This window comes from Streptomyces phaeofaciens, from assembly GCF_014648915.1.
Lineage (GTDB): Bacteria > Actinomycetota > Actinomycetes > Streptomycetales > Streptomycetaceae > Streptomyces > Streptomyces phaeofaciens.
This window is the reverse complement of sequence record NZ_BMSA01000015.1, coordinates 197,170-222,805: the sequence shown is the minus strand read 5'-3', so window position 1 is coordinate 222,805 and position 25,636 is coordinate 197,170. Positions and strand designations below refer to the sequence as shown.

23 protein-coding genes are annotated in these 25,636 nt (G+C 72.8%); 21 read left to right on the top strand and 2 right to left on the bottom strand.

All coding sequences use genetic code 11. From position 1 onward, the window contains the following. Positions 1-5 precede the first annotated feature (5 nt). Genes IE275_RS24990 through IE275_RS24965 form a run of 6 tightly spaced genes read left to right on the top strand, consistent with a single transcriptional unit; the run spans position 6 to position 7,261 of the window. Positions 6-836 (top strand): hypothetical protein, encoded by an 831-nt coding sequence (locus tag IE275_RS24990; RefSeq protein WP_189713639.1) that lies wholly within the window; start codon positions 6-8, stop codon positions 834-836. Next, positions 833-2,752: a hypothetical protein gene (locus IE275_RS24985; RefSeq protein WP_189713638.1), complete on the top strand. Its 1,920-nt coding sequence runs from the start codon at positions 833-835 to the stop codon at positions 2,750-2,752. Before IE275_RS24990 ends, IE275_RS24985 begins: the two co-directional genes overlap by 4 nt. Beyond that, the gene (locus IE275_RS24980; protein ID WP_189713637.1) at positions 2,749-3,636 is read left to right on the top strand and encodes a phytanoyl-CoA dioxygenase family protein; all 888 of its coding nucleotides are present in this window, start codon (positions 2,749-2,751) and stop codon (positions 3,634-3,636) included. Before IE275_RS24985 ends, IE275_RS24980 begins: the two co-directional genes overlap by 4 nt. Beyond that, complete coding sequence (locus IE275_RS24975) at positions 3,633-4,361, top strand: SDR family NAD(P)-dependent oxidoreductase (RefSeq protein WP_189713636.1); 729 nt, start codon at positions 3,633-3,635, stop codon at positions 4,359-4,361. The genes IE275_RS24980 and IE275_RS24975 overlap by 4 nt, the downstream gene beginning before the upstream one ends. Beyond that, a complete protein-coding gene (locus IE275_RS24970; RefSeq protein ID WP_189713635.1) occupies positions 4,342-6,162 on the top strand; it encodes an NHL repeat-containing protein in 1,821 nt (606 codons plus the stop codon). The genes IE275_RS24975 and IE275_RS24970 overlap by 20 nt, the downstream gene beginning before the upstream one ends. Further along, on the top strand, positions 6,155-7,261 hold the full coding sequence (locus tag IE275_RS24965; protein ID WP_189713634.1) for a hypothetical protein: 1,107 nt from the start codon (positions 6,155-6,157) through the stop codon (positions 7,259-7,261). The genes IE275_RS24970 and IE275_RS24965 overlap by 8 nt, the downstream gene beginning before the upstream one ends. A gap of 65 nt (positions 7,262-7,326) precedes the next feature. Here IE275_RS24965 and IE275_RS24960 read toward each other — a convergent pair whose 3' ends face one another. After that, on the bottom strand, positions 7,327-8,355 hold the full coding sequence (locus IE275_RS24960) for a TauD/TfdA dioxygenase family protein (RefSeq protein ID WP_189713633.1): 1,029 nt from the start codon (positions 8,353-8,355) through the stop codon (positions 7,327-7,329). A gap of 31 nt (positions 8,356-8,386) precedes the next feature. Between IE275_RS24960 and IE275_RS24955 the strand changes: the two genes are divergently transcribed. The 9 genes from IE275_RS24955 to IE275_RS24915 all read left to right on the top strand — a co-directional run bounded on the left by IE275_RS24955 (position 8,387) and on the right by IE275_RS24915 (position 19,530). Next, positions 8,387-9,817, top strand: coding sequence for a Gfo/Idh/MocA family protein (locus IE275_RS24955; RefSeq protein ID WP_189713632.1), 1,431 nt, complete (start codon positions 8,387-8,389; stop codon positions 9,815-9,817). Between the two features lie 672 nt (positions 9,818-10,489). Beyond that, entirely contained in the window at positions 10,490-11,170 is a 681-nt protein-coding gene (locus tag IE275_RS24950; protein WP_229870532.1) for a response regulator transcription factor, read from the top strand. Between the two features lie 657 nt (positions 11,171-11,827). Beyond that, entirely contained in the window at positions 11,828-14,575 is a 2,748-nt protein-coding gene (locus IE275_RS24945) for a non-ribosomal peptide synthetase (RefSeq protein WP_189713630.1), read from the top strand. 30 nt (positions 14,576-14,605) lie between these two features. After that, positions 14,606-15,526 carry an NAD-dependent epimerase/dehydratase family protein gene (locus tag IE275_RS24940; RefSeq protein WP_189713629.1) on the top strand — a complete coding sequence of 307 codons (921 nt, stop codon included), beginning with the start codon at positions 14,606-14,608 and terminating at the stop codon, positions 15,524-15,526. Between the two features lie 17 nt (positions 15,527-15,543). Next, positions 15,544-15,948: a nuclear transport factor 2 family protein gene (locus tag IE275_RS24935; RefSeq protein WP_189713628.1), complete on the top strand. Its 405-nt coding sequence runs from the start codon at positions 15,544-15,546 to the stop codon at positions 15,946-15,948. Positions 15,949-15,957: 9 nt separating this feature from the next. Beyond that, positions 15,958-16,806 carry a prephenate dehydratase gene (pheA, locus tag IE275_RS24930; RefSeq protein WP_189713627.1) on the top strand — a complete coding sequence of 283 codons (849 nt, stop codon included), beginning with the start codon at positions 15,958-15,960 and terminating at the stop codon, positions 16,804-16,806. Positions 16,807-16,937: 131 nt separating this feature from the next. After that, positions 16,938-17,618, top strand: coding sequence for an FMN-dependent NADH-azoreductase (locus IE275_RS24925; RefSeq protein ID WP_189713626.1), 681 nt, complete (start codon positions 16,938-16,940; stop codon positions 17,616-17,618). Positions 17,619-17,735: 117 nt separating this feature from the next. Then, positions 17,736-19,166: a class II 3-deoxy-7-phosphoheptulonate synthase gene (locus IE275_RS24920; protein ID WP_189713625.1), complete on the top strand. Its 1,431-nt coding sequence runs from the start codon at positions 17,736-17,738 to the stop codon at positions 19,164-19,166. A gap of 43 nt (positions 19,167-19,209) precedes the next feature. Then, positions 19,210-19,530, top strand: a complete 321-nt coding sequence (locus IE275_RS24915) for a chorismate mutase (RefSeq protein WP_189713624.1) — start codon at positions 19,210-19,212, stop codon at positions 19,528-19,530. Positions 19,531-19,538: 8 nt separating this feature from the next. On the opposite strand, the gene IE275_RS24910 is transcribed toward IE275_RS24915, so the two are convergent. After that, entirely contained in the window at positions 19,539-19,904 is a 366-nt protein-coding gene (locus IE275_RS24910; RefSeq protein WP_189713623.1) for a winged helix-turn-helix transcriptional regulator, read from the bottom strand. Between the two features lie 171 nt (positions 19,905-20,075). Here IE275_RS24910 and IE275_RS24905 point away from each other — a divergent pair, with 171 nt between their 5' ends. The 6 genes from IE275_RS24905 (at position 20,076) to IE275_RS24880 (ending at position 25,576) form a co-directional block, all read left to right on the top strand. Then, entirely contained in the window at positions 20,076-20,552 is a 477-nt protein-coding gene (locus tag IE275_RS24905) for a luciferase domain-containing protein (protein ID WP_189713622.1), read from the top strand. 82 nt (positions 20,553-20,634) lie between these two features. Then, on the top strand, positions 20,635-21,564 hold the full coding sequence (locus tag IE275_RS24900) for an NADP-dependent oxidoreductase (RefSeq protein ID WP_189713621.1): 930 nt from the start codon (positions 20,635-20,637) through the stop codon (positions 21,562-21,564). 218 nt (positions 21,565-21,782) lie between these two features. Continuing rightward, complete coding sequence (locus tag IE275_RS24895; RefSeq protein ID WP_189713620.1) at positions 21,783-22,829, top strand: methyltransferase; 1,047 nt, start codon at positions 21,783-21,785, stop codon at positions 22,827-22,829. Between the two features lie 56 nt (positions 22,830-22,885). Next, a complete protein-coding gene (locus IE275_RS24890) occupies positions 22,886-23,236 on the top strand; it encodes a DoxX family protein (RefSeq protein WP_189713619.1) in 351 nt (116 codons plus the stop codon). 14 nt (positions 23,237-23,250) lie between these two features. Beyond that, positions 23,251-23,901: a mycothiol-dependent nitroreductase Rv2466c family protein gene (locus IE275_RS24885; RefSeq protein WP_189713618.1), complete on the top strand. Its 651-nt coding sequence runs from the start codon at positions 23,251-23,253 to the stop codon at positions 23,899-23,901. 148 nt (positions 23,902-24,049) lie between these two features. Next, on the top strand, positions 24,050-25,576 hold the full coding sequence (locus IE275_RS24880) for an MFS transporter (protein ID WP_189713617.1): 1,527 nt from the start codon (positions 24,050-24,052) through the stop codon (positions 25,574-25,576). The last annotated feature ends 60 nt before the right edge of the window (positions 25,577-25,636 follow it).

Here is a 25,636-nt window from a genome sequence, read left to right as displayed (position 1 = left end):
CGCGAGTGGACTCCCTGCGTCGACGCGTCGACCGCGTCGTGGACGACATCCGTCACGGCCGGCACATCGAGGCGTACGTGTTCTTCCTCCTGGGCGCCGCCCTGGTCGGACTGGGTCTGTTCGACCTGGTCGGCACCCGCGGCATGGCCCAGTTCACCGTGGGCGCCCTGGCGCTGCTGGTCTTCCGGACGGCCGCGCCGCCCGAGCCGCCGCCCGCCTCGCCCGACGAGGTGCTGCGCCGCCGGGAGGACCTCGGCCCGCTGTCCCTGCTCCTCGACGGCGCCCGCGACCTGCGGGTCTACGGACCCACCGCGATCAATGTGCTGGCCGGCGCCGAGGACCTGCGCCGGCAGATCCTCCGGCGCGGCGGCACCGTCCGCTTCGTGCTGCTCGACCCGGCGCCGCGGACCGTCGCCCACGCGGCCGCGCAGCTCGACGACAACCTCGATCTCGGCGCCGCGCTCCAGAGCGCGCTCGGCGCCCTGCGCCGGCTGGAGGGGGAGCCCGGCTTCGCGTGCCGGCGGCTGCCCTTCAACCCCGGCTTCAGTCTGCTCGTCGTCGACGGCGACAGCCCCGACGGGAAACTCGTCGTGGAGTTCCACGGCTTCGGCGACGGCACCATCAACGAACGCATGCACCTCTTCCTCGACCGGCGGACCTCGCCGCACTGGTACGCGTACTGGCTGGGCCGGTTCGAAGCCCTCTGGGCGGCCGCGCTGCCCGGTTCCGGACCGGCCCTGCCCGATACCGATACCGGTCCCGGTTCCGGTCCGTCCGTGCCCGGTCCCGCTCTGCCGCCGGCCGACGACGGCGACCCGCAGGCGGTGCCGCGATGACCGCCCCGGACCCTGCCGTCGCCGAGGCCATGGCCCTGCTCGACGGGATCGGGCCCGAGGAGGTGCTGCTCTGGTCCGGCGCCGGCATCTCCGTCGAGGGGCCCACCAGCCTGCCCAGCGGCCCCGAACTGACCAGCCGGGTCTTCGACACCTTCTTCGAACCCGGCGCGCTGGCCCGGGTGCTGACCTACCACCAGGTGGTCGGCCTCACCACGACCCCGCTGTGCGAGCGCGACACCGGCCTGCCCGCCGCCCGGCTGCCCCGGCTGGAGACCGCGCTCGACGCCGCCGCCCGGGCCCGCCCGGACGCCTTCCCGGACACCTTCGACATCCTGGACGACGTCCGTGTCGCCGTGCCGAACCGGCTGCACGCCTTCGCCGCCGACCACATCGCGCGAGGCGGCCGGCATGTGACCGCGAACTTCGACACCTGCGTCGAACGGGCCCACGAGGCGCGCCACGGCCGTCCGGTGCCCCCGGACGCCGTCCACCACTTCCACCTCTCCTTCGCCGACTCGCCCGACGGAAAGGAACTCGGCGCGACGCTCAGCGCCATCAGGACCGGCTTCCCGGCGGCGGAGGCCACGCGGATGCGGGCCCTGCTGCGCTCCCCGCGCGCGGTGATCGTCCTCGGCTACAGCGGCAGCGACTACTTCGACGTCGACCGGCTCGTCGCCGCGCTTCCGGCGGACGACCTGCGCGGGCTGCGGGTGCTGTGGGCGCTGCACTCGGCCCACCCGCCGCACCTGCCGGACGTGCCGGCCGAGTCCGCGATCCCGCTCCAGTCCCTGCTGCGCACGGCGGGCGCCGACGTCCGCGTCGTCTGCGGCCCTACGGACCTGCTGCTGGCGGAACTCGCCCGGCGCTGGGGGCTGCCGCCGCCGGACGCCCCGCGCCCTCGCACGCCCGCCGCACCGCGGCTGACGGTCACCGACGCCGAACGCCACCGCGCGACGTTCCTGCTGTACCGCTCGCTGGGCCTGCACCGCGAGGTCCGCCGACTGCTCGAGGAGGGCGGCACCGGCGCCGACGATCCCGTCGAACTGCGTTCCGTCCGCTCGCAGTTGCTGTGGGAGGCCGGCGCCTGGAGCAGCCTGCGCCGGATGTGGCGGCGTGCCCCCGCCGACGCCCCCGACCGGTCCGTGCGCGCCGAGCGCATCGGCGCCTGTCTGTGGGCCCAGGGACGGCTGCTCGCGGCCTGGCTGTGGCTGCGCCGGCAGCGGTCCGGGGTCGCCGAGGGCTCGGACGAGGCGTACGCCCTGGAGGAGACCCTGAACCGGGTGGTCGAGCACATGCACCGCACCCCCGACCTGCGCCCCCTCGCCCGCCGGCTGCTCGCCCGGATGCCGGCCGCCCCGGAGCCCGCCGGGACCCCGCCCGCGCAGGAGACGGGCGAGATGCAGGAGACGCCGGACACGAGAGCGGCGGAAGCGGCGCGGGACGACAACCGCTTGCGGCGCGTCGCCGCGTTCCGGGCCCTCCAGGACGTCCGTGACAGCCTCGACGCCCTGCGCCGCGGGGGACCGCGCGACGACCACACCCACGCGGACCGGTCGACGACCTGGTTCCGGGAGTCCGGCGATCTCCAGGGCATGCTCAGCTACCGGCACCGCGCGCTGCGCGACGGCTACCGGGCGGACGACGCCGCCGTCACCGACGAGGCGCTGCGGGAACGCTACGAGCAGCTCCTCACCGCCAACCTCTTCCTCGGGTCGCGGGCCGGAGCCTGGCGGGTCGCTCTGCTGCCGGGCGCCCACCGGGTGTTCGCGGTGCGCGAGTACCTCTTCGCCCTGGCCACGCTCCAGTACGGCTGGTGGCACCGGTTCCGGCTGCTCGCCTGGTACCTGCCCCGCCGGCTGCGCCACCGGGCGGCCGGAGCGGGCCGACGCACCCTACTCGGACGGAGTACGCGATGAGCCTCACCGCCCAGCAGACACGGCACTTCAGGGACTCCGGCTACCTCCGGCTGCCCGGCGTCGTCCCGGAGCCGCTCGCGGCCCGGCTGCGCCGGCTGGTCCGCGACGAGGTCGCCCCGTCGCTTCCCGCCGCGACGGACACGCGGCTCACCACGGACACGCGGCTCACCACCGGCACCCGGGTCGCCACCGACGCCCCGGGCGGCCTGCCCAAGCTGTACCGGCTGTACGAACGCGACCCCGAGCTGGTCGGCGAGCTGATCACCACACCCCGGCTCGTCGGCGCGCTGCGCTCGCTCCTCGGCCCCCACGTCGTCTACGTGCTCAACCGCCACAACCAGGCGGCCGTCAACGGCCCCGGCACGTCCCAACCGCGCCTGCACCGGGACATTTTGCAGTGGTCGCGCGGCCTGGTCACGGCCGTCGTCTACCTGGAGGAGTCCACAGTCGCCAGCGGCTGCACGCACCTCGTCCCCGGCTCCCAGTTCCTGCCCTTCGTCGGAGTGCCGCAGCCCGACGGCGGGGGCACCTGGATGGACGAGCACGCCGAGTTCGCCGACCTGCTGGACCAGGCGCTGCCGGTGCCCGTGCCGGCCGGCGGGGTGCTGCTCTTCGACTCGCTCGCCTTCCACACGGTCAGCGCCAACACCAGCGACCGCGGCCGGATGAGCCTGGTGCTGGGCTTCCGCAGCGCCGACGAACTCGACCGGTACCCCGACCGGGGGCGTCAGATCGTGGTGAGCGGCGGCCACCTGTACCGGGGCAACGACCGCGCGCCCGGCCCGCCGCCGCTGCCCCGGACGCCGGACCGGGACGCGGTGGCGCCCGCCGTGCCGCGCGAGGAGGCGCTCAGGCGTCCCGACGCGTCGGGCGTCCCCCGGTGACGCGCCCGCCCGCCGCCGGCGCCCGCCCGCCCATGGCCGTCGTCACCGGCGCCGCCCGCGGACTCGGCCTCCACACCGCCCACGAACTGTGCCTGCGCGGCTACCGCACCCTGTGCGTCGTCCGCGACCCCGCCGCCGCCCCGGCGCTCCGCGCGGTCCTGGGCACCCTGGCGCACCCGGTCGTGGCCGATGTGCGGGACGCGGCCGTGGGCCGGGACGTGGCGGAGATCGTCGGCGGCGCAGCGGTCGACCTGCTGGTCCACAACGCCGGGGTGGCCCATCCGCCCAGCGTCCTCGGGGAGTTGCGCGCGGACGACGTGCTGGACTCGTTCGTCACCCACTGTCTCGGGCCGCTGCGGCTCACCCAGGCCCTGCTGCCCGCGCTGCGCCGCGCCCGGCACGCCACCGTCGTGCACGTCTCCTCGCGCCGGGGCTCGTTCGCGCGGGCCGCGCGCGACGACGGCCCGGGTGCCCGGCACTACGCCTACCGGATCGGCAAGGCGTCCCAGAACATGCTGAGCCTCAGCCTCCGCCAGGAACTCGCCGGCGCGGACATCCGGGTCGTGGCCGTCCACCCGGGCTCCCTGCGCACGGCCATGGGCACCCGGGACGCCGCCGACGATCCCGCGACCGCCGCCGCCGACCTCGTACGGCTCGTGCTGACCGATCCCCGGCGGAGGCTTCCGCCCTTCGTGGAGAGAGCGGGTGATCCGCATCCCTGGTGACGCGCGTGATCCGGCGGCCCCGGGCGCGACGGTGCCGGCCCCCGCCGGCCTGCCGCTGGAGACGCTGGCGACGGGGCCGGTCCCGGCGTGGGAACTCGGCCGGCGGCTCTCGGTTCCCGGACAGGTGCGCCGCGATCCGCTGGACGGCTCGGGCTTCGCCTGCGGGTTCGGCACGGCGGACGGCGCCGTCGTGACCGTCCACCGCGACCACGGCCTGCGGATCCTGACGCACGGCCGGGTCCGGCCGGCAGGGGCCTGGGCGGCGCGGGTGACGTCGGCCGCCGCGCACCCCGACGGCCTGGTGGTGACCGGGCCGGCCGGGGTGGTGCTGCGGCGGCCGGACGGCACCGGCACACCGCTGCTCGACGCCCGGCGGCTGCCCGCCCGGGCCTGGCCGCCGACCGGCGCGGGCCTGCTGGGGGGCGGGGACCTCGTGCTGGCCCTGCCGCGTCTGGGGGAGGTCCTCGTCGTCACGCCCGGCGGCCGGATCCGGCGCCGGCTGGGGGCCGGGGACGGGCTGGCGGAGCCCGTGGGCGTGTCCGTCGATCCGGACGGGGGCGGCTTCCTGGTCGCCGACGCGCGGGCGCACGGCGTGTTCCATGTCGCCGGCGCCTCAGGGGCGGGGCCCGTCCGCCGTGTCCACGGCCGGATCGGCCGCGCGGGCAAGGGGCCGGGCCTGCTCAACGCGCCCCGGCACGCCTGCGTCACCGCCTCGGGCGCGGTGCTCGTCGCGGACACCAAGAACAACCGGGTGCTCGAGGTCGCCGGCGGCGCGGTGGTACGGACGTGGGGGCGGACCGACGCGCACACCGGCTCGGCGCTGCGGCTGTGGCATCCGAACACGGCCGTGGCCTGCCCGGACGGAACCGTGCTGGTGGCCGAGGGGCGTGGCGACCGGCTGCTGCGGCTCGGGGACGGGGACACGTCCACCGTGCTGCTGGGGCGGTGCGACATCGCCGCCACCGAGCTGATCCAGCCCCGGGGCGCCCACTTCACCGGCCCGGACCGGGTGCTGGTGGCCGACTGCCACAACGACCGGGTGCTCGACGTGACCCCGGCGGGGCGGGTGCGCCGGGTGCTTCCCGCGACGCCGGCCGGACCCGAGGCGCTGGACTGGCCGCGGTTCGCCACGACGACCGCCGAGGGCACCCTGGTGGCCGACGGCCGTCGGGGGCGGCTGCTGTGCCTGGACCGGTCGGGCGCCCCGCGCTGGCGGCTGACGGCGTGGCGCCCGCGCGGGGCGGCCGCCCCCCGGCCGTTCGGTGACCCGCACCATGTCGTGGTGACCTCGGTGTCCCCGTTCCGGATGCTGGTGACCGACAGCGAGAGCGGCACCGTCGGCCGCGTCGACCGGAGCGGGGTGGCCGACCGGTGGCACACCGGCCTGTCCGATCCGCACATGTCCCTGCCTCTGCCGGACGGCGGCGTCCTGGTGTGCGACACCGGCGCCGACCGCCTGCTGCGCATCGCCCCGGACGGCCGGCGCACCACCTGGCTGGACGCGGAGCGGGTACGCGCCCACACCGGGACCCCGCTGCACCGGCCCCGCTCGATGGCCCGGCTGCGCGGCGGCGCCCTGCTGGTCGTCGACACCGGACACCACCGAGTCCTGCTGGTCCGCCCCGACGGCCGGGTCCGCTCGCTGTCCCCGGCGCTGGACCGGCTGGTGGGAAGCCTGTTCTTTCCCCGGCACGTGGCCGTGGACCCCGGCGGACAGACGCTGCTCCTGAGCGACTTCGACAACTCGCGCCTCGTCTTCGTCGGCCTGCGCGCCCTGCTGGAGGAGGTGTGCGGTGGCTGAGGGGTGGACCGTCGACGCGCCCCGCTGGGAACCCGAGGCACCGGTGCCCGCCGTCGGGCCGTTCGCCGACCGGGGGGTGCGGTACGCCGACAAGTTCTGGACCCGGGACGGCTGGGTCTACAAGGCGGTCGGCGACCACCATCCGGAGAACGGCGTGCTGGCCGTCCCGGACTGGGCCCCCGTCCGCGACGCGCCGCGCGGCGACTTCGAGCAGCGCGCGGGACTCGTCAAGGTCCGCGACCACCGCTGGCCGGACGGCACCCCCGTCCGCCGCCGGCTGCCCTTCGTCGACGTGCCCTTCCACGCCCGCCGCTTCGAACTTCTCGGCCCCGACGACATCGCGGCCCCGATCGTCCCGGAGGACGCGGCCCGGCGTGCGGTCGAACAGCCCCGGTCCGCGCGCGAACGCCTGGTCGGTGAGCTGGTGCGGTCGTTGACCGAGGCCGCGGGAACCGATCCGGCGCGGGTCGGCCTGAACGGCTCGTACGCCTGCGGCCTTGCCTGCGACCGCTCCGACGTCGACCTCGACGTCTACGGCGCGGACGCCGTCGCCGCGACGACGCGCGCGATCCCCCGGCTGCTCGCCGACGGAGCCTTCGGCTGGCGCCGGCGCTGGCCGCCGGACGAGCAGACGAACCTCTTCTACGTGTGGCGGGCGGCCTATCCGGGCGCGGCGCAGCACACGATGTACGCCGCCTTCGAGGCCGACGGCAGAAACCGGTTCAACCTGCGCTACCGGGGGCTGCGCGTCTCCGTCTCGTACCACTCGCGCGGCCGCGCCGAACGCTTTCCGGCGGCTCCCGTGCCGTGCCGGCCGCCCGGACCGCCGGCCCGGATGCGCGGGGTCTTCGTCGAGGACGGACCACCCGGGCAGCTGGACCTGCCCGCGGTGTTCGGGGTGCGGGACGTGCGGTCCGAGGCGGGCGCGCGGTACGGGACGGCGACCGTGGTGAGCCACTCGAAGGCGTTCGGGTTCTGCCGTGACGGGGACCGGGTCGAGTTCACGGCGTGCCCGGTGCCGGCCGACATCGGCGACGTCCTGCTCATTCCCTCCTACGGCCCGCGGTGGCCGGTGCGGCCGCTGCCGCTCACCGGATGACCGGGCCGCTCGCGGTGCGGGGGAGGGCCGGCCCGGGGGAGGAGCGCCCGACGCCGGGGCGGTGTTCAGCCGCCCGCGGGCCGGTCCGCCGAGGCGTCCGGGGCCTGTTCGGCAGGATCGTCCGCGGCCTGGTGTTCCGGCGGGACCGCCGTCTGGTACCGCTCGCCGGAGAGGGCCGCCGACGTCCGGCCGTCGGGGCCGACCGCGGGGGAGCCGGCCACGAAGACGCGGTACATCTCGCGTTCCTCCCCGAGGTGTTCGTGGTCCTCCGGGGCGAGGTGCGCGGTGGCGCGGTTGTCCCAGATCGCCACGTCGCCGGCCTCCCAGTGGTGCCGGACACCGAACTCGGGCCGGGTCAGATGGGCGAAGAGCAGGTCGAGGACGTACCGGCTCTCCGGCGGCGTCAGTTCGTTGATGTGGCTGGTGAACGCCGGGTTCACGAACAGGGCGCGCAGTCCGCTCTCCGGCAGGACCCGCACCACCGGATGGTGGGCGACCAGGCCCGCGTCCAGCGCGGTCCGGGCGGCGGTGTCCAGGACGCCGAAGGGCACGTACCCCACGAGATAGCGGTGTTCGGCGGTCAGTTCGTCCACGAGGCGGCGCAGCGGCGCGGACAGCTGCTCGTAGGCGGTGACCAGGTCCGCCCAGGTGGTGTCGCCGCCCCGGGAGGTGACCCGCTCGGCGCGCAGGACGCACAGGGACGGCGGGTCGACGGCGGCGGTGATGTCGGCGTGCCAGCCGGAGAGGAAGCCGGGACTGCGCCAGCGGGCCCGGTGGCGTTCCTCGGGGGTCCGAGGCGTGCCGGCGCCCGTGATCAGGCGGTGCACGAACGGGTGGTCCGGGGCGGGGGGCTGCCAGGGGTGCGGCGGGGCGAGCGGGCCGAACCGCCGTGCCAGCCGGGTCTGCTGCGCGTGCGTCAGGAACTGGCGGCGGAAGAACAGCACGCGGTAGCGGTCCAGCGCCCGGCGGACGGCCGTGAACGTCGGCTCGTCCAGGGAGTCTCCCAGCCGGACTCCGCGGACGTGGGCACCGACATACCCGGAGGCCGGAGAGACCTGAATGTCCGCGGGATTTCCGTGCGCATTCTGACTCATGAATCGATCCCCTCCCTGAAGGGAGAAAGCCATGCCCGGTGCGCCCGCCAAGCGGATAGTGCTGGCAGGTCTGGGTCCTTATTCCCGGACCATGTACTACCCCCTTCTCGAAAGGTACCAGTCGGCCGGTCGCCTCACCATAGACACGGTGGTGGATCTGGAGTCGCAGCGGGACATTGTCGAAAAGTATCTCGCGGGCCGTTCCCTGCAACCCCGCCGTGTGGTGCTGGTCCCCGACGCGGCGGATTCCAGCACGCTCACGGACGCCCTCGACGGAGCCGATCCCCTGCGGGAAACCCCAGCCTGGGGCTGCATCGTGGCGACCGAGCCGCGCGCGCACCGGGCCTATGCGGAATGGGCGGTCCGGCGCGGTATGCACGTTCTCCTGGAAAAGCCGGTGACGGCCCGCGACCTACGGGAGGAAGGGCCCGAGGAAGCGCTGCGAATGGTGGAGGACCAGCTTTTTCTGGCCGAACTCGCCGAAAAGAACGGCGTGACCGTCGTCGTCCAGGCCCAGCGTCGGGCGCATCCGGCGTACCTGATGGTGAAGGAGATTCTCGCCGAGGTCGTCGGTGAATACGGAATACCGGTCACCTATCTGGACATCCACCATTCCGACGGCACCTGGAACATGCCCTGGGAGTTCGTCTCGCGCGACGGTCACCCCTATAAGTACGGTTATGGGAAGCTGTTGCACTCCGGGTACCACTTCGTCGACCTGTTCTGCTGGCTGACCGAGGTCAACCGCGGCTGCGCGCGGCCGCCGGACCGGCTCGGCCTCGACGTCAGCGCGGTGGACGCCCGCGGCGTCGACGCCCAGCTGACGGACGCCGCCTACGCGCGGCTCTTCGGCCGCGAGCGGTGGGGGAGGTTCAGCGGTCTGCCCCGGCCGGCCTCCGTGCCGGAGCAGCTCTGGGGGGAGACCGACGTGGTGCTGCTGGCCCGGCTGATGCACGGCCCGGACGTCGTCACGACGGCGGTGCTCACGCTCCTCCAGTCTTCGTTGTCCGCGCGGAGCGGGCTGGAGCTGCCCGAGGACACCTACAAGGGGAACGGGAGGGTCCGGCACGAGCGGGTGACGCTCCAGGTGGGTCCGCTCATGACGATCCGGGTCGACTCCTGCCAGGACGCCCGGCCCGGCGGCGGGCGGAGCCCGTTCGACGTCGTGGTGTACCGCAATCGCGGGCTCATCGGCGGCGAGGCCGTCAGCCGGGTCAGGATGCGGACTCCGGACGCGGCGTCGGACGCGGCGTCGGACAGCCTCAACAACCGGGCCAGGGAGGAGCTCTTCCGGGACTTCCTGGCCCTGGACGGCCGGCGCAGCGGACTCGCGCTGCACGGGACCACGGTGCGGGTGCTCGCCGCCGCGGTCGCCGGGGTCGTCCGGGCCGCGCGGGGCGGAAGCGGACGGTCCGTGGTCGCGCTGGATCCCTCGGTACGGGAGTGGCATCGCGCCGAATGACAGCGGTGTTCCCGATCGGCGGTAAAAGAATCGTAATATTCTCCTGGTCGGTAGAATTCGGCACCCGCTCGGGAATTTTCCGCGCGAGGGAACTTCCGGGTGCGCTGGGAACACGCGTGTTCGTACCTCTTTTCGGCCTTCCTGGCATCGGAATGCGTCTCTTCCCCGGGGGTGGGAGGGTGGCGACAAGGTCATTGCGTACAAGACGGCGGGAGTGCCGCGCACGCCGTTGACCACCTGGTTCCGGCCAGCGGTGGGGGTGGGACGGGGTCTTGTCCGATCGTGTACATGTGGGAGGCGTGGCGTGATCCTCTGAGTATCCGTCACATGATGAGGAGCGGTCGGTCGAGAAGGGACGAATCGCTGGTTGAGGGCTTCAAGAATGGCTTGATCCGCGCAAGTTGGACGCGTCCGTTCGTCCGGTATTCTCCAAGGGTCCGCAAACGGAATGCGGAATTCCCCTTGACTCGTTGGACATAGCTCGTTTACGCCATGGATCTTTGACAGTCGGAAGAAGGGGTTTTTAGACTCGCCGAGTGCTGTGGCCCTGCCCGGTCGGGGGTCTTGAGAGCTAGACGAGTCTTGGGGGAGACGATGAGTCAGCGTGCACCGGAAGTGCCAGTGGCCGTTCTGGCGAATACCGGGATCGCCGCGGGGACCAGAACGGCCGTCATGCCACCGGCGGTGGCGACCGGGGCGTGGCGGGTGCTCGTGGTGGAAAGCGATGTCCAGTACGCGGAGTCCCTGATCCACGGTTTGCGCCGACATGGACATGAAGTGGACGTGGTCGAGTGCGGCGGTATGGCGCTCCAGGTGTACGCGGACGCCGATCTCGTCCTCATCGACCTGGAACTGCCCGACCTGGACGGGCTGGAGGTCTGCCGGGCCATCAGGACCGTCTCCGACATCCCGATCATCGCCCTCACCGCCCGGGGCACCGAGCTGGACCGGGTCCTCGGACTCCAGGCCGGGGCGGACGACTACATGGTCAAGCCGTACGGGTTCCGGGAACTGATGGCCCGGATGCAGGCGGTGATGCGGCGGGCCCGGCCCGCGCCGCGGCCGGCCGAGGTCATTTCGCACGGACCCCTGCGGATCGACGCCGGCTCGCGCGAGGTGAGCCTCTACGGAAGGCCGGTCGTCGTCACTCGCAAGGAATTCGATCTCCTGCATCTTCTGGCTTCCCATCCGGGAAGTGTGATTCCACGAAATCGACTCATGCAGCAGGTGTGGGGAGATTCCTGGTCCCGGCGGACTGTCGACACACATGTCAGCAGTCTGCGCAACAAACTGGGTGCCAGTGACTGGATCATCACCATCCGGGGAGTCGGGTTCAGGCTCGGCAACGGGTGAATTCCGAATCGACCGTCCGCGGCGTGAAGTATTTCCGTTCGACGGTCGTCGAGGGAAACAACTGACGCCCGGCCAACCGAATAGGAACAGATAATTGCGCGGGGCGGGGCGGAGTGCCGCTCCGCCCTCAGTGCTGCCCGCGGCCCCGCGCCCCCGCTCCGCCCCCAGTGGTCCAGTCCGCGCCCGTCGGCGACCGCCCCCCGCCCGACCTGGGCATCTGACGTTCCTCTGACATGGATCTGAGCCGGAACCGACACACCCGCGCTCGATTTGTGAAACCTGACGAAGCCCTGAAACCAGGTCTGTTGAAACCGGGGACCCGCCCCACAGAGGCTTGTTGTCAAGGCCCTGTGCGCCGACTTTCTTCGCGCAACGGGGGCTCGGTCGACCACCCAGTCATCAACTGCCGGGAACCAGGGAGCCGCGTGTTGCGCTGTCCGTCCACCTCGGAGTCCGCCGTCGCGGAACGCCACCGGCCGTCCCTGGCCGCCGGCCCGCCGCACGGCCCCGAGTCCACGCCGCACTGACGGATCCTCCCCGACCACAGGTGCGCGGCCGCCCGCCACCGCGGCCGCCGGCGTCACCCGTGACGCGCCCGACCACCGCCCCGTGGCGCGCGTCTCCTCGCGAACGAGAAGAGAGGGCATCGACATGACCATGGCCATTTCATCGACCCGGAACATCGCGGACCTCCTCCTGCGGGCCGCCGAGCAGCACCCCGAGTCCGGCCTCCTCTACCAGCAGGGCGCTCCCGGCCCCGACGGCTCCCACCTCCAGCGCTACCCCGAACTGGTCGACGAGGCCCGCAGGGTGCTCACCGGACTACGGGAGCGGGGCCTCGCCCCGCAGGACAAGGTCGTCCTGCTCCTGGAGCGCCCGCAGGACTTCCTGCCCGCCTTCTGGGCCTGCCTGCTCGGCGGGCTCGTCCCCGTCCCGATGGCACCCCTCGGCGGCGACCCCGAGCGCTGGGCCGCCCAGCTCGGCCATGTGAACACCCTCCTCGACCAGCCGCTGGTCGTCACCACCGAGTCCCTCGCGGCCGAACTGCCGCACGTGGCGGGTCTCGGCGTCACGCCCCTGTCGAGCCTGTACGCCGCCGAGCCCGCCGACCTGCTCCACGCGGCCGCGCCGGAGGACACCGCCCTCCTGGTGCTGACCTCGGGCTCCACCGGCAACTCCAAGGCCGTCCGGCTCACCCACGCCAACCTGCTCGCCTCCATGGCCGGCAAGAACGGCTACCACCGCCTCGGCCCGGACGACGTCTCCCTCAACTGGGTCTCCTTCGACCATGTGGCCGCCCTCCTGGAGTGCCACCTGCTGCCCCTGTACGCGGGCGCCACCCAGCTGCACGTCGAGGCCGCCGTCGTCCTCGGGGAGCCGCTGGAGTTCCTGCGGCTGATCTCCCGGCACGGCGTCACCATGACCTTCACCCCCAACTTCCTGCTGGGGCTGCTGAACGCGTCCGCCGACCGGCTCGACGACACCGGGCCCGTCGACCTGTCCCGGCTGCGCCACATCATCAGCGGCGGCGAGGCCGTGGTCCGCACCACCGGCGAGACCTTCCTGCGCCGCTTCGCACGCCACGGACTGCGCTCCGAGGCGCTGTGGCCCGCGTTCGGGATGACGGAGACCTGCGCCGGATCCATCTACTCCCAGGCGTTCCCGGCCGCCGACCAGGGCCAGGAGTTCGCCAACCTGGGCACCCCCGTCGAGGGCCTGCGGCTGCGCATCGTCGACGAACAGGACCAGGAGCTGGGCGAGGGCGAGACCGGTGAACTCCAGCTCACCGGGCCCATGATCACCCCCGGGTACCACAACAACGAGCAGGCCACCCGGGACGCCTTCACCGCCGACGGCTGGTTCCGCAGCGGCGACCTCGGCCGGCTCGACGAGGGCCGCCTCACCCTCGTCGGCCGCAGCAAGGACAGCATCATCGTCAACGGCGTCAACTACTTCAGCCACGAGATCGAGACCCTGCTGGAGCAGCTGGACGGCGTCGCCCGCTCCTATGTCGCCGCGTTCCCGACCCGCGCCCCGGGCAGCGACACCGAGCAACTCGTCGTCGCCTTCCACCCGGAGACCGAGGACGGCGACGAACTCGCCCTGTACCGGGTGCTGTCCGCCGTACGCTCCGGTGTCGTCATGCACTGGGGCTTCCGCCCCTCGCTGATCCTGCCGCTGCCCAAGGAGGCCTTCCCGAAGACCAGCCTCGGCAAGATCCAGCGCTCCCTGATGCGCCGGAAGCTGGAGGCCGGGGCCTACGAGCAGGTCACCGAGTCCGTCGCCGACCTCGTGCTGCGCCGCCTCGGCGGCTACACCGCGCCCGAGGGCGACACCGAGCGCGTCCTCGCCGGGATCTACGCGGAGATGTTCGACACCGCTCCGGAGAAGCTCAGCGCCACCGCCAACTTCTTCGACCTGGGCGGCACCTCGCTGGACATCCTGCGGCTGCGCAGCATGGTCGCCCAGCGGCTCGGCGCGCACGACCTCCAGATCATCACCGTGCTGATGGCCCCCACCGTCCGTGAGCTGGCCGCCCGGCTGGGCGAGGACGCCTCGGCGGCACGGCCGTACGACCCGATCGTCCCGATGCAGGTCGTCGGCGACAAGACCCCGCTGTTCTGCGTCCACCCGGGCGTCGGCGAGGTCCTCGTCTTCGTCAACCTCGCCAAGTACTTCGTCGGCGACCGGCCGTTCTACGCGCTGCGCGCCCGCGGCTTCAACCCGGGCGAGAAGCCCTTCGAGAGCTTCGAGGAGATGGTCTCCACCTACGTCGAGGCGATCCGCGCCAAGCAGCCGCACGGCCCGTACGCCGTCGCGGGGTACTCGTACGGCGGCGCCGTGGCCTTCGAGATAGCCAAGGTGCTCGAGGGCCAGGGCGAGCGGGTCGACTTCGTCGGCAGCTTCAACCTGCCCCCGCACATCAAGTACCGCATGAACGAACTGGACTTCGTCGAGACCGCCGCCAACCTGGCGTTCTTCCTCGCGCTCATCGACAAGAAGCAGTCCCTCGACCTGCCCGGGCAGCTGCGCCACCTCAGCCGCGAGGAGCAGCTCGCGCACTTCGTCGACCTCGCGCCGAAGGCCCGGCTCGCCGAACTCGACCTCACCCTGGAGAAGTTCACCGCCTGGGCCACCCTCGCCGACGGACTCACCGACCTGGGCCGCACCTACGCGCCCGGCGGCTCGGTCCGCTCGATGTCCGTCTTCTACGCCATCCCGCTGCGCGGCACCAAGGAGGACTGGCTGAAGAACGAGCTGAGCCGCTGGGACGAGCACTGCCCCGACGTCCGCTACCTCGACGTGCCCGGCGAGCACTACACCCTGATGGGCCCGAACCATGTGGCCGTCTTCCAGTCGATCCTGCGCAAGGAACTCGACCGCGCGCTCGGCGACGCCGGCTGACCCCCGACCCCGACCCTGGAGGAGAGCACGATGAACGGCAAGAAGATCCTGGTCACCGGGGGCACCGGACAGGTCGCCGGACCAGTGGCGAAGGCCCTCGCCCAGGACAACGAGGTCTGGGCACTGGGCCGGTTCGGCACCCCCGGCTCCGAGAAGGCGCTCGGCGACCACGGCATCACCACCTTCCGCTGGGACATGGACGACACCGGCGACGACACCCTCAAGGGCCTGCCCGAGGACTTCACCCACGTCATCCACTCCGCCGTCCGGCGCGGCGAGGACGGCGACTTCAACACCGCCGTCGAGGTCAACACGGTGGCCACCGGCCGTCTGATGACCCACTGCCGCACCGCCGAGGCGTTCCTGTACGTCTCCACCGGAGCCCTGTACAAGCGCCAGACCCTGGACCACGCGTACACCGAGGACGACCCGGTCGACGGGGTCGCCGACTGGCTGCCCGTCTACCCCGTCGCCAAGATCGCCACCGAGGGCGTGGTCCGCGCGTACGCCCGCACCCTGAACCTGCCGACCGTCATCGCCCGCCTCAACATCGCCTACGGGCCCGGCGGTTACGGCGGGGTGCCGATGCTCTACTTCAAGCGGATGCTGGCGGGCGAGCCCATCCCGGTGCCCGTCGAGGGCCAGAACTGGTGCTCCCTGATCCACACCGACGACCTGGTCGACCAGGTGCCGCGGCTGTGGGAGGCCGCGTCGGTGCCCGTCACGCTCACCAACTGGGGCGGTGACGAGCCGGTCGGCATGACCGACTGCGTCCGCTACCTGGAGGAGCTGACCGGCGTCGAGGCGAAGCTGCTGCCGAGCGAGGTCACCCGTGAGACGTACCAGTTCGACCCCACGCTGCGCAGGCGGCTGACGGGCCCGTGCAAGGTCGGCTGGCGCGAGGGCATCCGCCGCACCGTCGAGTCCCTGTATCCCGAGTACGCGAAGTGAGAAGGAGCCACAGCCCGGTGAAGACGCAGGAGAGCAACCTCCATCTGATCCACGCGGCGTACCAGGCGTTCCACGCCCGGGACGTGGACGCGCTGCTGGCCGTCCTGTCCGAGGACGTGGAGTGGATCCACCCGCAGGGCATGAACGTGTACGGCCTCGGCGGCACCAAGGTGGGCCATGCCGGTGTCAAGGAGTTCCTGGCCCATGTGCCCACCGTGCTGGGCGGCATGCGCCTGCACCCGATGGAGTTCGTCCAGTCCGGCGAACGGGTCGTGGTCTTCGGCGTCCGGGACGTCACCTCGCACTCCGGGCACACCGAGAGCCTGGACTTCGTGCACTCCTGGACCATGCGGGAGGGCCGGGCCGTCCGGATGGAGGACATCTTCGACACCGTCCTCTTCCACCGCTTGATAGAGAGTTGACGGTCCGTCATGACGTACGCCTATCTGGGCCCGGAGGGCACGTTCACCCAGGCGGCGCTGCGCCGGGTGGTGCCCGCCGGGCGCGGCCGCCCGTTCCCCACGGTCCCGGCGGCGCTGGACGCGGTGCGCCGCGGGGACTGCGAGGCGGCGGTGGTGCCGCTGGAGAACTCCGTGAAGGGCGTGGTGCCCGTCACCATGGACCAGCTGGTCTCGGCGGAGCTGCACATCACGGCGGAGGTGGAGGTGCCGGTGACGTTCGCGCTGATGGCGCGGTCCGGCACCGAACTCCCCGCCGTCACCGAGGTGCTCAGCCATCCGCACGCGCTCGCCCAGTGCATGCGCTGGCTGGCGGAGCATCTGCCCGAGGCACGCGTGCGGCCCGCGGACTCCACCGCCGCGGCCGCGCGCGAGGTGGCCGGGACGGCGTCGGCGGCGGGGGTCGCCGCGGTCGCGGCCCCTCTGGCGGCGGACCTGTACGGCCTCGCGACCCTCGCCACCGGCATCGGCCAGCGGGCCGGCGCGGTCACCCGGTTCGTCTCGGTCGCCCCGGCATGGTTCCCGCCGGCGCGGACCTGGCTGGACCGCACCTCCCTGATGGTGAACCCCGGCGACGACGGGCCCGGCCGGCTGCTCGACATCCTCACCGAGTTCTCCTCCCGGGACATCGAGGTCAGCCGGCTCCACTCCTGGCCCACCGGCGACCGCCTCGGCAGCTACCGCTACTTCATCGACATCGACGGCCACATCGAGAACCCGCCCGTACGCGAGGCGATGTCCGCGATCGCCGGGCTGGGAGCGGGGGCCCGTTTCCTGGGCAGCTATCCGCGCTGGGGGCGGCGGACGGAGGAGCCGGTCTGAGGGACGGTCCCGGTACGCGGCGCCCGGCGCGGCCTCCCCTCGCCCACCACTCCCGTCCGCCTCTCCACCCCACCCCACCCCACCCGTCCGACCGGCCCACCGTCCGGCGACCCACACAGGAGCGTGACCTCGTGCCTTCCCTGTTGCACATCGACACCAGTCCGCGGATCGAATCGACCACACGGCGGGTCACCGCCGAGTTCGCCGCGTCCTGGCGGGCGGCCAACCCGGAGGGGACACAGGTCTACCGGGACCTGGCGGCGCGGCCCGTGGCGCATGTCGACGCCGAACAGATCGCGGTGATGCACCGGCTGGAGAGCGGTGAGGTGCGCGACCTCGACCAGGCCCGCGACGCCGCGATCACCCCGGAGGAGAAGGCGAGCTGGGCGCTCACCTGGGACCTCGTCGAGGAGGTGCGGGCCGCCGACACGCTGCTCCTCGGGCTGCCCATGCACAACTTCTCGCTGCCCTCCACCTTCAAGGCGTGGTTCGACCGGATCGTGATCCCGCCGCTGGTCGTCGACCCGGCCACAGGCACCGGTCCCCTCTCCGGCAAGCAGGTCGTCGTGGTCACGGCCCGCGGCGGCGCCTACGGGCCGGGCACGCCCCGGTACGCGTACGACTTCCAGGAGCCCTACCTCAAGGCCGCGTTCGGCATGGTCGCCCTCGCCGACGACCTCACCTTCCTGCACGCCGAGATGACCAAGTCCGGGCATGTGCCGCGGCTCGCCGGGTTCCAGGGCGTGGCCGCCACCTCCCTCAAACAGGCCCTCGAAGGAGCCCGCCTCCAGGCGCAGCGCGTCCGCGTCTGAGGGTCGGCCCCCCCGGAATCCCTCACCCCCCGGAATCCCTCACCCCCCGCATCCCCGTCACCCCCGCTCCAGGCACCGCACTCCACTCGTACCCACTCCGAATCCTGAGGTTCTGCCATGAACACCACGGACACCACGGACACAGCGGGCGCGTCGAAGCCGGCGGCCCTCGGGCTGGGGCCCGCGCTCGGTCCCGGGCCGCGCGACACCTGGCGCGCCCTGCCGGCGGGGCAGCAGCCCGCCTACCCGGATCCGGCGGCCCTGCGCCGCGTGACCGACGAACTGGCCGGCGCGCCCCCGCTCGTCCTCCCCGGGGAGTGCGACCGGCTGAGGGACCGGCTGGCGGCCGTCGCCCGCGGGGAGGCGCTGCTGCTCCAGGGCGGCGACTGCGCGGAGACCTTCGACCGGGTCTCCGTCGACACCGTGCACAGCAAGCTCAACACCCTGATGCAGATGTCCGCGGTCCTGACCTACGCGGTGTCGATGCCGGTGGTGAAGGTCGGCCGGCTCGCGGGCCAGTACGCCAAGCCGCGCTCGAAGCCCACCGAGTCCCGTGACGGGGTCACCCTGCCCGTCTACCGGGGCGACGCGGTCAACGGCCCGGACTTCACCCACGGTTCCCGGGTCCCGGACCCGGAGCGGCTGCTGCGGATGTACCAGGCGTCCTCCCACACCCTCAACCTCGTCCGGGCGTTCACCGCGAGCGGCCGGGCCGGACTCAGCCAGGTCCACGAGTGGAACCGCGACTTCATCGCCGGCTCCCCGCTGCGGGCCAGGTACGAGGGCATCGCCGACGGCATCGACCGCGCCATGAACTTCATGCGGGCCACCGGCGCCCGCCCGCAGGACTTCGACGACTCCGAGTTCTTCGTCTCCCACGAGGGGCTCCTGCTCGACTACGAGAGCCCGCTCACCCGCCGCGACCGCCGCACCGGCCGGTCCTACGCCACCTCCGGGCACATGCTCTGGATCGGGGAGCGCACCCGCGACCTCGACGGCGCCCACGTCGAGTACTTCTCACGGATCGACAACCCCATCGGGGTGAAGCTGGGCCCGGCCACCACCGCCGACACCGCGCTCCAGCTGATCGACCGGCTCGACCCGGACCGCGAACCGGGCCGCCTCACCTTCGTCGTCCGGCTCGGCGTCGACCGGGTGCGCGAGGTGCTGCCCCCGCTGGTGGAGAAGGTCACCGCCTCCGGCGCCCAGGTCGTCTGGGCCTGCGACCCCATGCACGGCAACACCCTGGAGGCACCCTCCGGCCACAAGACCCGCCGCTTCGACGACATCCTCGGCGAGGTCCGCGGCTTCTTCGAGGTGCACCGCGCCCTGGGCACCCACCCGGGCGGCATCCATGTGGAACTCACCGGCGACGACGTCACCGAGTGCCTCGGCGGCGGGCACGACCTCGGCTTCCCGGACCTCTTCCACCGCTACGAGTCGGCGTGCGACCCGCGCCTGAACCGCGGCCAGTCCCTCGATCTGGCCTTCCTCGTCGCGGGGTTCCTGGACGACGTCCGCCCGGTGCTCGACGGCCTCGCGGTCTGACGCGACGTCACGGATCAAGGACAGCAGGGGAGTTGACGACCGGATGACCGTGACCGAGAACGCGGTGGACGACGACACGGGCGTGCGCGCCGAACTGGACCAGCTCCGCGAGAGCATCGACAACATCGACGCCGCCGTGGTGCACATGATCGCCGAACGCTTCAAGTACACCCGGCGGGTCGGCCGGCTCAAGGCGGTCCACCGGCTGCCGCCCTCCGACCCGTCCCGCGAGGCCCGGCAGATCGCCCGGCTGCGGGACATCGCGGAATCCGCGCACCTGGACCCGGCGTTCGCGGAGAAGCTGCTCACCTTCATCATCGCCGAGGTGATCCGCCACCACGAGACGATCGCGCTGAGCCGGTGAGGCGGCGGCTACCGGGCGTCGTAACTGCGGCGCGACATGCCGATGTACTCCCGGTGCCGCTCGGACCACCGGATGAGCGAACTCACCTCCTTGGACAGCGTGTGCCCGACCGGGGTCAGCTCGTAGTCCACCCGGGGCGGAGTGGTCGGTGTGACGGTCCGGATGACCAGGCCGTCACGCTCCAGGCTGCGCAGTGTCAGCGTGAGCATCCGCTGCGAGATGCCGTCGATGGAGCGCCGCAGATCCGAGTAGCGCCGTGGTCCGTCGCCGAGCAGCGCCATGATCAGAACACTCCACTTGTCCCCCACCCGGTCCAGCACGTCCCGCAGCCGGCAGGTGGTCAGAGCCTCGCTGACCTGGTCAGGAACATCCATGTGCGTAGCGCTTTTTGAGGTGCCGTCTTCTGCCACCCCACGAGGATCGCCCAAAATTCCCCTGAGAACAAGAAGTGACCAGCGCACCGTTTGTGCGTGACTTCGGCCTGCCGTGGACCGTCGCCGCGAGGCGGAGCCGAGCCCCCGAGGCCCCGAGGACCGAGGAGAATCATGGCCGTCGAACCGAGCGCGCTGAGCGCTCTGCCTCCCCGCAAGGGGCCCCGGCCCGCCACCACCGGCCGGGAGATCCCGCACGACCAGCTCGAGGACTTCTCCCCGCCGGAGATCCGGGAGGCGCTGATCGCCCGGGCGGAGGCGCTGCCGGGTGTGTTCATGACCCAGAGCCAGGTCTCGGAGCCGTCCTCCCTGGCACTGCGCCTGGACAAGACGGAGCGGGCCTTCGAGGCGTTCCTGCACCCGTCGGTCGACGAGTTCGGGCACATCCACGGTTCCGGGTTCATGCACCTGACGGTGCCGATCGAGTCGCTCGGCCCGCTCACCGAGCTGGGCTGGGTCGAGCCGCATCCGATCTCCCGGCGGCCGGAGTTCCCCAGCAGCATCGTCATGCTCTACGCCCCGCGCGACGCCGACGAGCTGGAGGTCGTCGCGACGGTGATGCGGGCGTCGTACGAGCAGGCCGTCCGGTAGCCCACGCGCGGGCGCGGCACCGCGCGTCCACAGCTCGACCGCACCAGAGTTCCGACATTTCACAGGGAAGCGAGAACACTCCATGCGCGCAGTAACCATCGACGACTTCGGTACCACCCCCGCGGTGACCGAGGTGGCCAAGCCGGAGCCGGGGCCGGGCGAGATCCTGGTCAAGGTGCACGCCTCGTCGCTGAACGGCTTCGACGGCGCGGTGATCTACGGCGTGTTCAAGGACATGCTGGAGCACAAGTTCCCGGTCACGCTCGGCAAGGACTTCGCGGGCACGGTCGAGGCGGTCGGCGAGGGCGTGACCCGCGCCGCCGGCGACCGGGTGTTCGGCGTGGTGATGAAGCCGGTGGTCTCCGAGGGCGCCTTCGCCGAGTACGTCGTGGTCGCCGAGGGCTACGGCGTCGCCGCCGTCCCGGAGGGCCTGGACCTCGACCGGGCCGGGGCGCTGGGCCTGGCGGGCACGGCCGCCGCGAACGCCGTCGACGCGATCGCGCCGAAGGCCGGCGACACGGTCCTCGTCGTGGGCGCGACCGGCGGGGTGGGCGCGTACGCCGTCCAGCTGGCCGTGGCGGCAGGTGCGACGGTCCTCGCCACCGCGAAGCCGGGCGCCGAGACGGAGTTCGTCGGCGGCCTCGGCGCGGCGCACGTCGTGGACCACACCGGCGACCTCGCCGCCCAGGTCCGCGCGATCGCGCCGAACGGCGTGACGGCCGCGGTGCACCTGGCCGGTGACCCCGCGCAGCTCGTGGAGCTGCTGGCCGACGGCGGCCGGCTCGCCTCCACCCTGGGCTTCGGCCCCGAGCAGGCCGGGCGCGGCGACATCACGGTCACCTCCGTGATGGCCAACCCCGACACGGCCACGCTCGACCGGCTCGCCGCTGCCGCCGCCACGGGCGCGCTCCGGGTGCCGATCGCCGAGACCTACGCGCTGGACTCGGTGGCCCAGGCGGTGGGCGCGTTCGGCGCGGGCACCGTCGGCAAGATCGCCGTCTCCGTCGTCTGACCCGACGCCGACGGCCGTGCGCGGCACCCGTGCCGCGCACGGCCGGAGCGGTCGCCCCGGCACCGCCGTCCCGCACCGCAGCCTTCCCGCGCCGCAGCCTTCCCGCGCCGCCGCGGCAGCACCGCCTTCCGGCACTGCCGCCGCAGCACCGCCCTTCCGCACCGCCGTCCCGTACCGCCTTCCCGCCGCCCTCACCGCCGAGCCGCCCGGAGACCTCCATGGACGCCACCGCACGCCCCGACGACGCCGGTACCCAGCCCGACTTCGACGGGATGTTCCAGATCGTCACCAGCTTCTGGGTGGCGCGGGCGGTCCACGCCGCCACCGCGCTGGGCCTCCCCGACCAGGTGGCGCACGAGCCCCGGACCGCCGCCGACCTGGCCGCCGCCACCGGCACCGACCCCCGCTCCCTGGCCCGGCTGCTGCGTACCCTGGCCGGCGTGGGCGTGCTGCGCTCGGACGCCGAGGGGCGCTACACGACCACCCCGCTCGGCGACGCCCTGCGCTCGGACGTCCCCGGTTCCCTGGCGTCCTTCGTCCAGATGGAACTGGGCGAGGCCCATCACGCCACCTGGGGGCTGCTGGCCGACTCCGTACGGTCGGGCGAACCGGTCTTCGAGCGGGCGGTGGGCAAGAAGATCTGGCAGTTCTTCGAGGACACCCCCGCGATGAACGCCCACCTCGGCAAGGCGATGACCGGGCTCACCGCGATGGTCGCCGACGCCGTGCTCGACGTCTACGACTTCGGTCCCTACGAGCGGATCGTGGACGTCGGCGGCGGCGAGGGCGGCTTCCTCGCCTCGATCCTCACTGCCCACCCCGAGGCGCACGGCGTCGTCCTCGACCTGCCGCACGTCGTGGCGAACGGCCATGGGCGGATCGCGGACGCGGGCCTCGCCGACCGGTGCGAACTCGTCGGCGGCGACTTCTTCGAGAAGGTCCCCGAGGGCGGCGACCTCTACACGATGAAGTGGGTCCTGCACGACTGGAACGACGAGTCCTGCATCGAGATCCTCAGGTCCTGCCGGCGCGTGATGGGGGAGGACGCGCGGCTGCTCGTCGTGGACACCGTCGTCCCGGACGGCGACGGCTTCTCGCCCAGCAAGATCATCGACCTCAACATGATGGTGCTCAGCGGCGGCCAGGAACGCACCGCCGAGGAGTTCCGCCGGCTCCTCTCGGCGGCGGGCTTCACGCTCACCCGCATCCTCCCCACCCGCTCCCCGAGCAGCGTGGTCGAGGCCGTCCCGGTGCCGCAGGCCTGACGCCCCCTCATCCCGTCTTCCACGTCCCCGTTTTCACCGCGCACTAGGAGTCACCCGTGTTCATCGCCTATGTCGTCGTCGCGAGCCTGCTCGCCGTGGTCCTGATCGGCTCCGGCAGAGCCAAGCTCGTCCGGGACGAGAAGGTCACCGAGGGGATGCACAAGATCGGCGTACCCGACAGCTGGTTCCCGCGGCTGTCCGCCCTGGAGATCGCCGGGGCGCTCGGTCTGCTCGCCGGCATCTTCTACCGGCCGCTGGGCATTGCCGCCAGCGTCGGGATCATCGTCTACTTCATCGGCGCGATCACCACGCACCTGCGTGCCAAGGACACCAAGGGTCTGCCGATGCCGGCGGCCTTGATGGTGGTCGCGGCGGCGCCGCTCCTGTTCGGCATCGCGACGGTCTGAGCGGAGGAGAACACATGACCGACACGGTGAAGTCCCCGACGCCCGTCGACTTCTGGTTCGACCCGCTGTGCGCGTGGACGTGGATGACGTCACGCTGGCTGCTGGAGGCCGCGCGCTCGCGCGACCTCGACATCCGCTGGCATGTCATGAGCCTGGCCATCCTGAACGAGGACCGGCTGGAGCAGATACCGGAGCAGTTCCACGAACTGGTGGGCCCCAAGGGCCTGCGCCCGGTCCGGGTGATCGTCGCGGCCCAGCAGGAGCACGACGCCGACGCGATCGCCCGGCTCTACACGGAACTGGGCACCCGCTTCCACAAGGAGGGCGAGGGACCCAGCCCCACGCTGGAGGCCATCGAGTCCGCGCTGACGGCGGCGGGCCTCCCGGCCGACCTGATCCGCCACGCCGACGTCGACACCTACGACGCCGAGGTCCGCGCCTCCCACGAGCGGTCCCAGGCCGCGGTGGGCGAGGAGTCCGGCAGCCCGGTCGTCGCGGTCCCCGGCGCCGCGGGGGAGCGGCGCGCCTTCAACGGCCCCGTGGTCACCCCCATCCCCCGGGGCGAGGAGGCCGCCCGGCTCTGGGACGCCCTTCTGCTCGCGGCCTCGGTCCCGGCCTTCGCGGAACTGAAGCGGGCCCGCTCGGGAGGTCCCGTCTTCGAGTGAGGGCGCGGCCCCGGGCCGGGCGGCGTTCCCGGGACCCTGTGTCCCGGGCGATCCGCGCACCCGGGGCCCCACCCATGTCACAGTCGCGCGCCCGGCTGCGTCGGTCCTGGTGAAACACCCCACACGACTACGAACGAGAGGCGACGGGATGGGCACGGACGCACCGCAAGCCGGGCAGCGCAACCCCTGGCTGGTGCTGGCGGTACTCTGCGCGAGCTTCTTCATGACGCTCCTGGACACGACGATCGTCACGATCGCCATTCCCGAGATGGCGGCGGGGCTCGGCGCCTCGCTGGACGACATCCTCTGGTTCGCCAACGCCTACATGCTGGTCTTCGCGGCGCTGCTGCTGCTCTCCGGACGGCTCGGCGACCGGTTCGGGGCACAGCGGACCTTCACCGCCGGGCTCGCGGTCTTCACCGTGGCCTCGGCGGTGTGCGGCTTCGTCGACACCCCGGGGCAGATGATCGCCGCCCGGGCGGTCCAGGGGCTCGGCGCCGCGGTGATGATGCCGCAGACGCTGGCCCTGATCAGCGCCGTCTTCCCGGCGGAGCGGCGCGGGGCGGCCTTCGGCGTGTGGTCCGCGGTCGCGGGCCTCGCCACGGTCGCCGGCCCCACCGTCGGCGGCGCGCTGGTCTCCGGGCTGGACTGGCGCTGGATCTTCTTCATCAACGTACCGATCGGCGTGGCGGCCCTGGTGGGCGCCGTCGTCGTGGTGCCCGACATCCGGACCGGGCGGCAGACCTCGCTGGACCTGCCGGGCGCCGTCCTGTCCACGGCCGGCCTCAGCCTGATCGTGTACGGGCTGATCGAGGGCGAGCGCTACGACTGGGGCACCATCGAGTCCTTCCTCAGCATCCCGCTGGTCCTGGTGCTCGGCGTGGCACTCCTCGGGGTCTTCGCGCTGCACCAGCGCGCCCGCCAGGACCGCGGCCCGCTGGTGCCGTTCGAGCTGTTCCGCAGCCGCGCGTTCACCGTCTCGGCCACGCTCGGGGCGCTGCTGCTCTTCGGCTCCATCGGTGTGCTGCTGCCGCTCACCCTCTACCTCCAGTCCGTCCTCGGGCTCTCCGCGGGCGAGGCCGGTCTCGCCCTCGTACCGGGACCGCTGGTCTCCCTGTTCGTGGCGCCGGTGGCCGGCAACGCGGTCGGCAGGCTGGGCGGCCGCAAGATCCTCGTCCCCGGACTGCTGGTCTTCGGCGCCGGTATCGCCCTGACCGCGGTCCTGGCCGAGGCGGACTCCAGCGTCTGGGCGGTCATCCCCGGCCAGATCGTGTTCGGCATCGGCATGGGCCTGGTCTTCGCGCCCACCAGCACCCTCGCCATGCAGGAGATCCCGCCGCGGCTGACCGGCGTCGCCTCCGGCATGTTCACCACGTTCCGCCAGATCGGCGCCGTCGTCGGCGCGGCCGCGGTCGGCGCGCTGCTCCAGAACCGGCTCGCCGCCGAGGGCGTACCGGAGGAGGTGCGGCAGCAGGCCGGCCGGCTCACGGACACGGCGTACGCCGACGGCCTCACCGACGCCGTGCGCTACGGGCTGTTCCTGACGGTCGCCGTGGCCGTCGTCGCCGCCGCCCTGGCACTGCTCCTGCCGCCGCCCGCCCCGGCCCCGGAGCCGGAGGCGGAGAAGCCCGCGGCACCGCGCGCGGGGGCGGACGTGGCCCAGGCCCTGGACTGACGGAATTCCCCCTCACCCACCGTCCCCTTTCCCGGACTACCGGACTCCCGGAATCCCGGA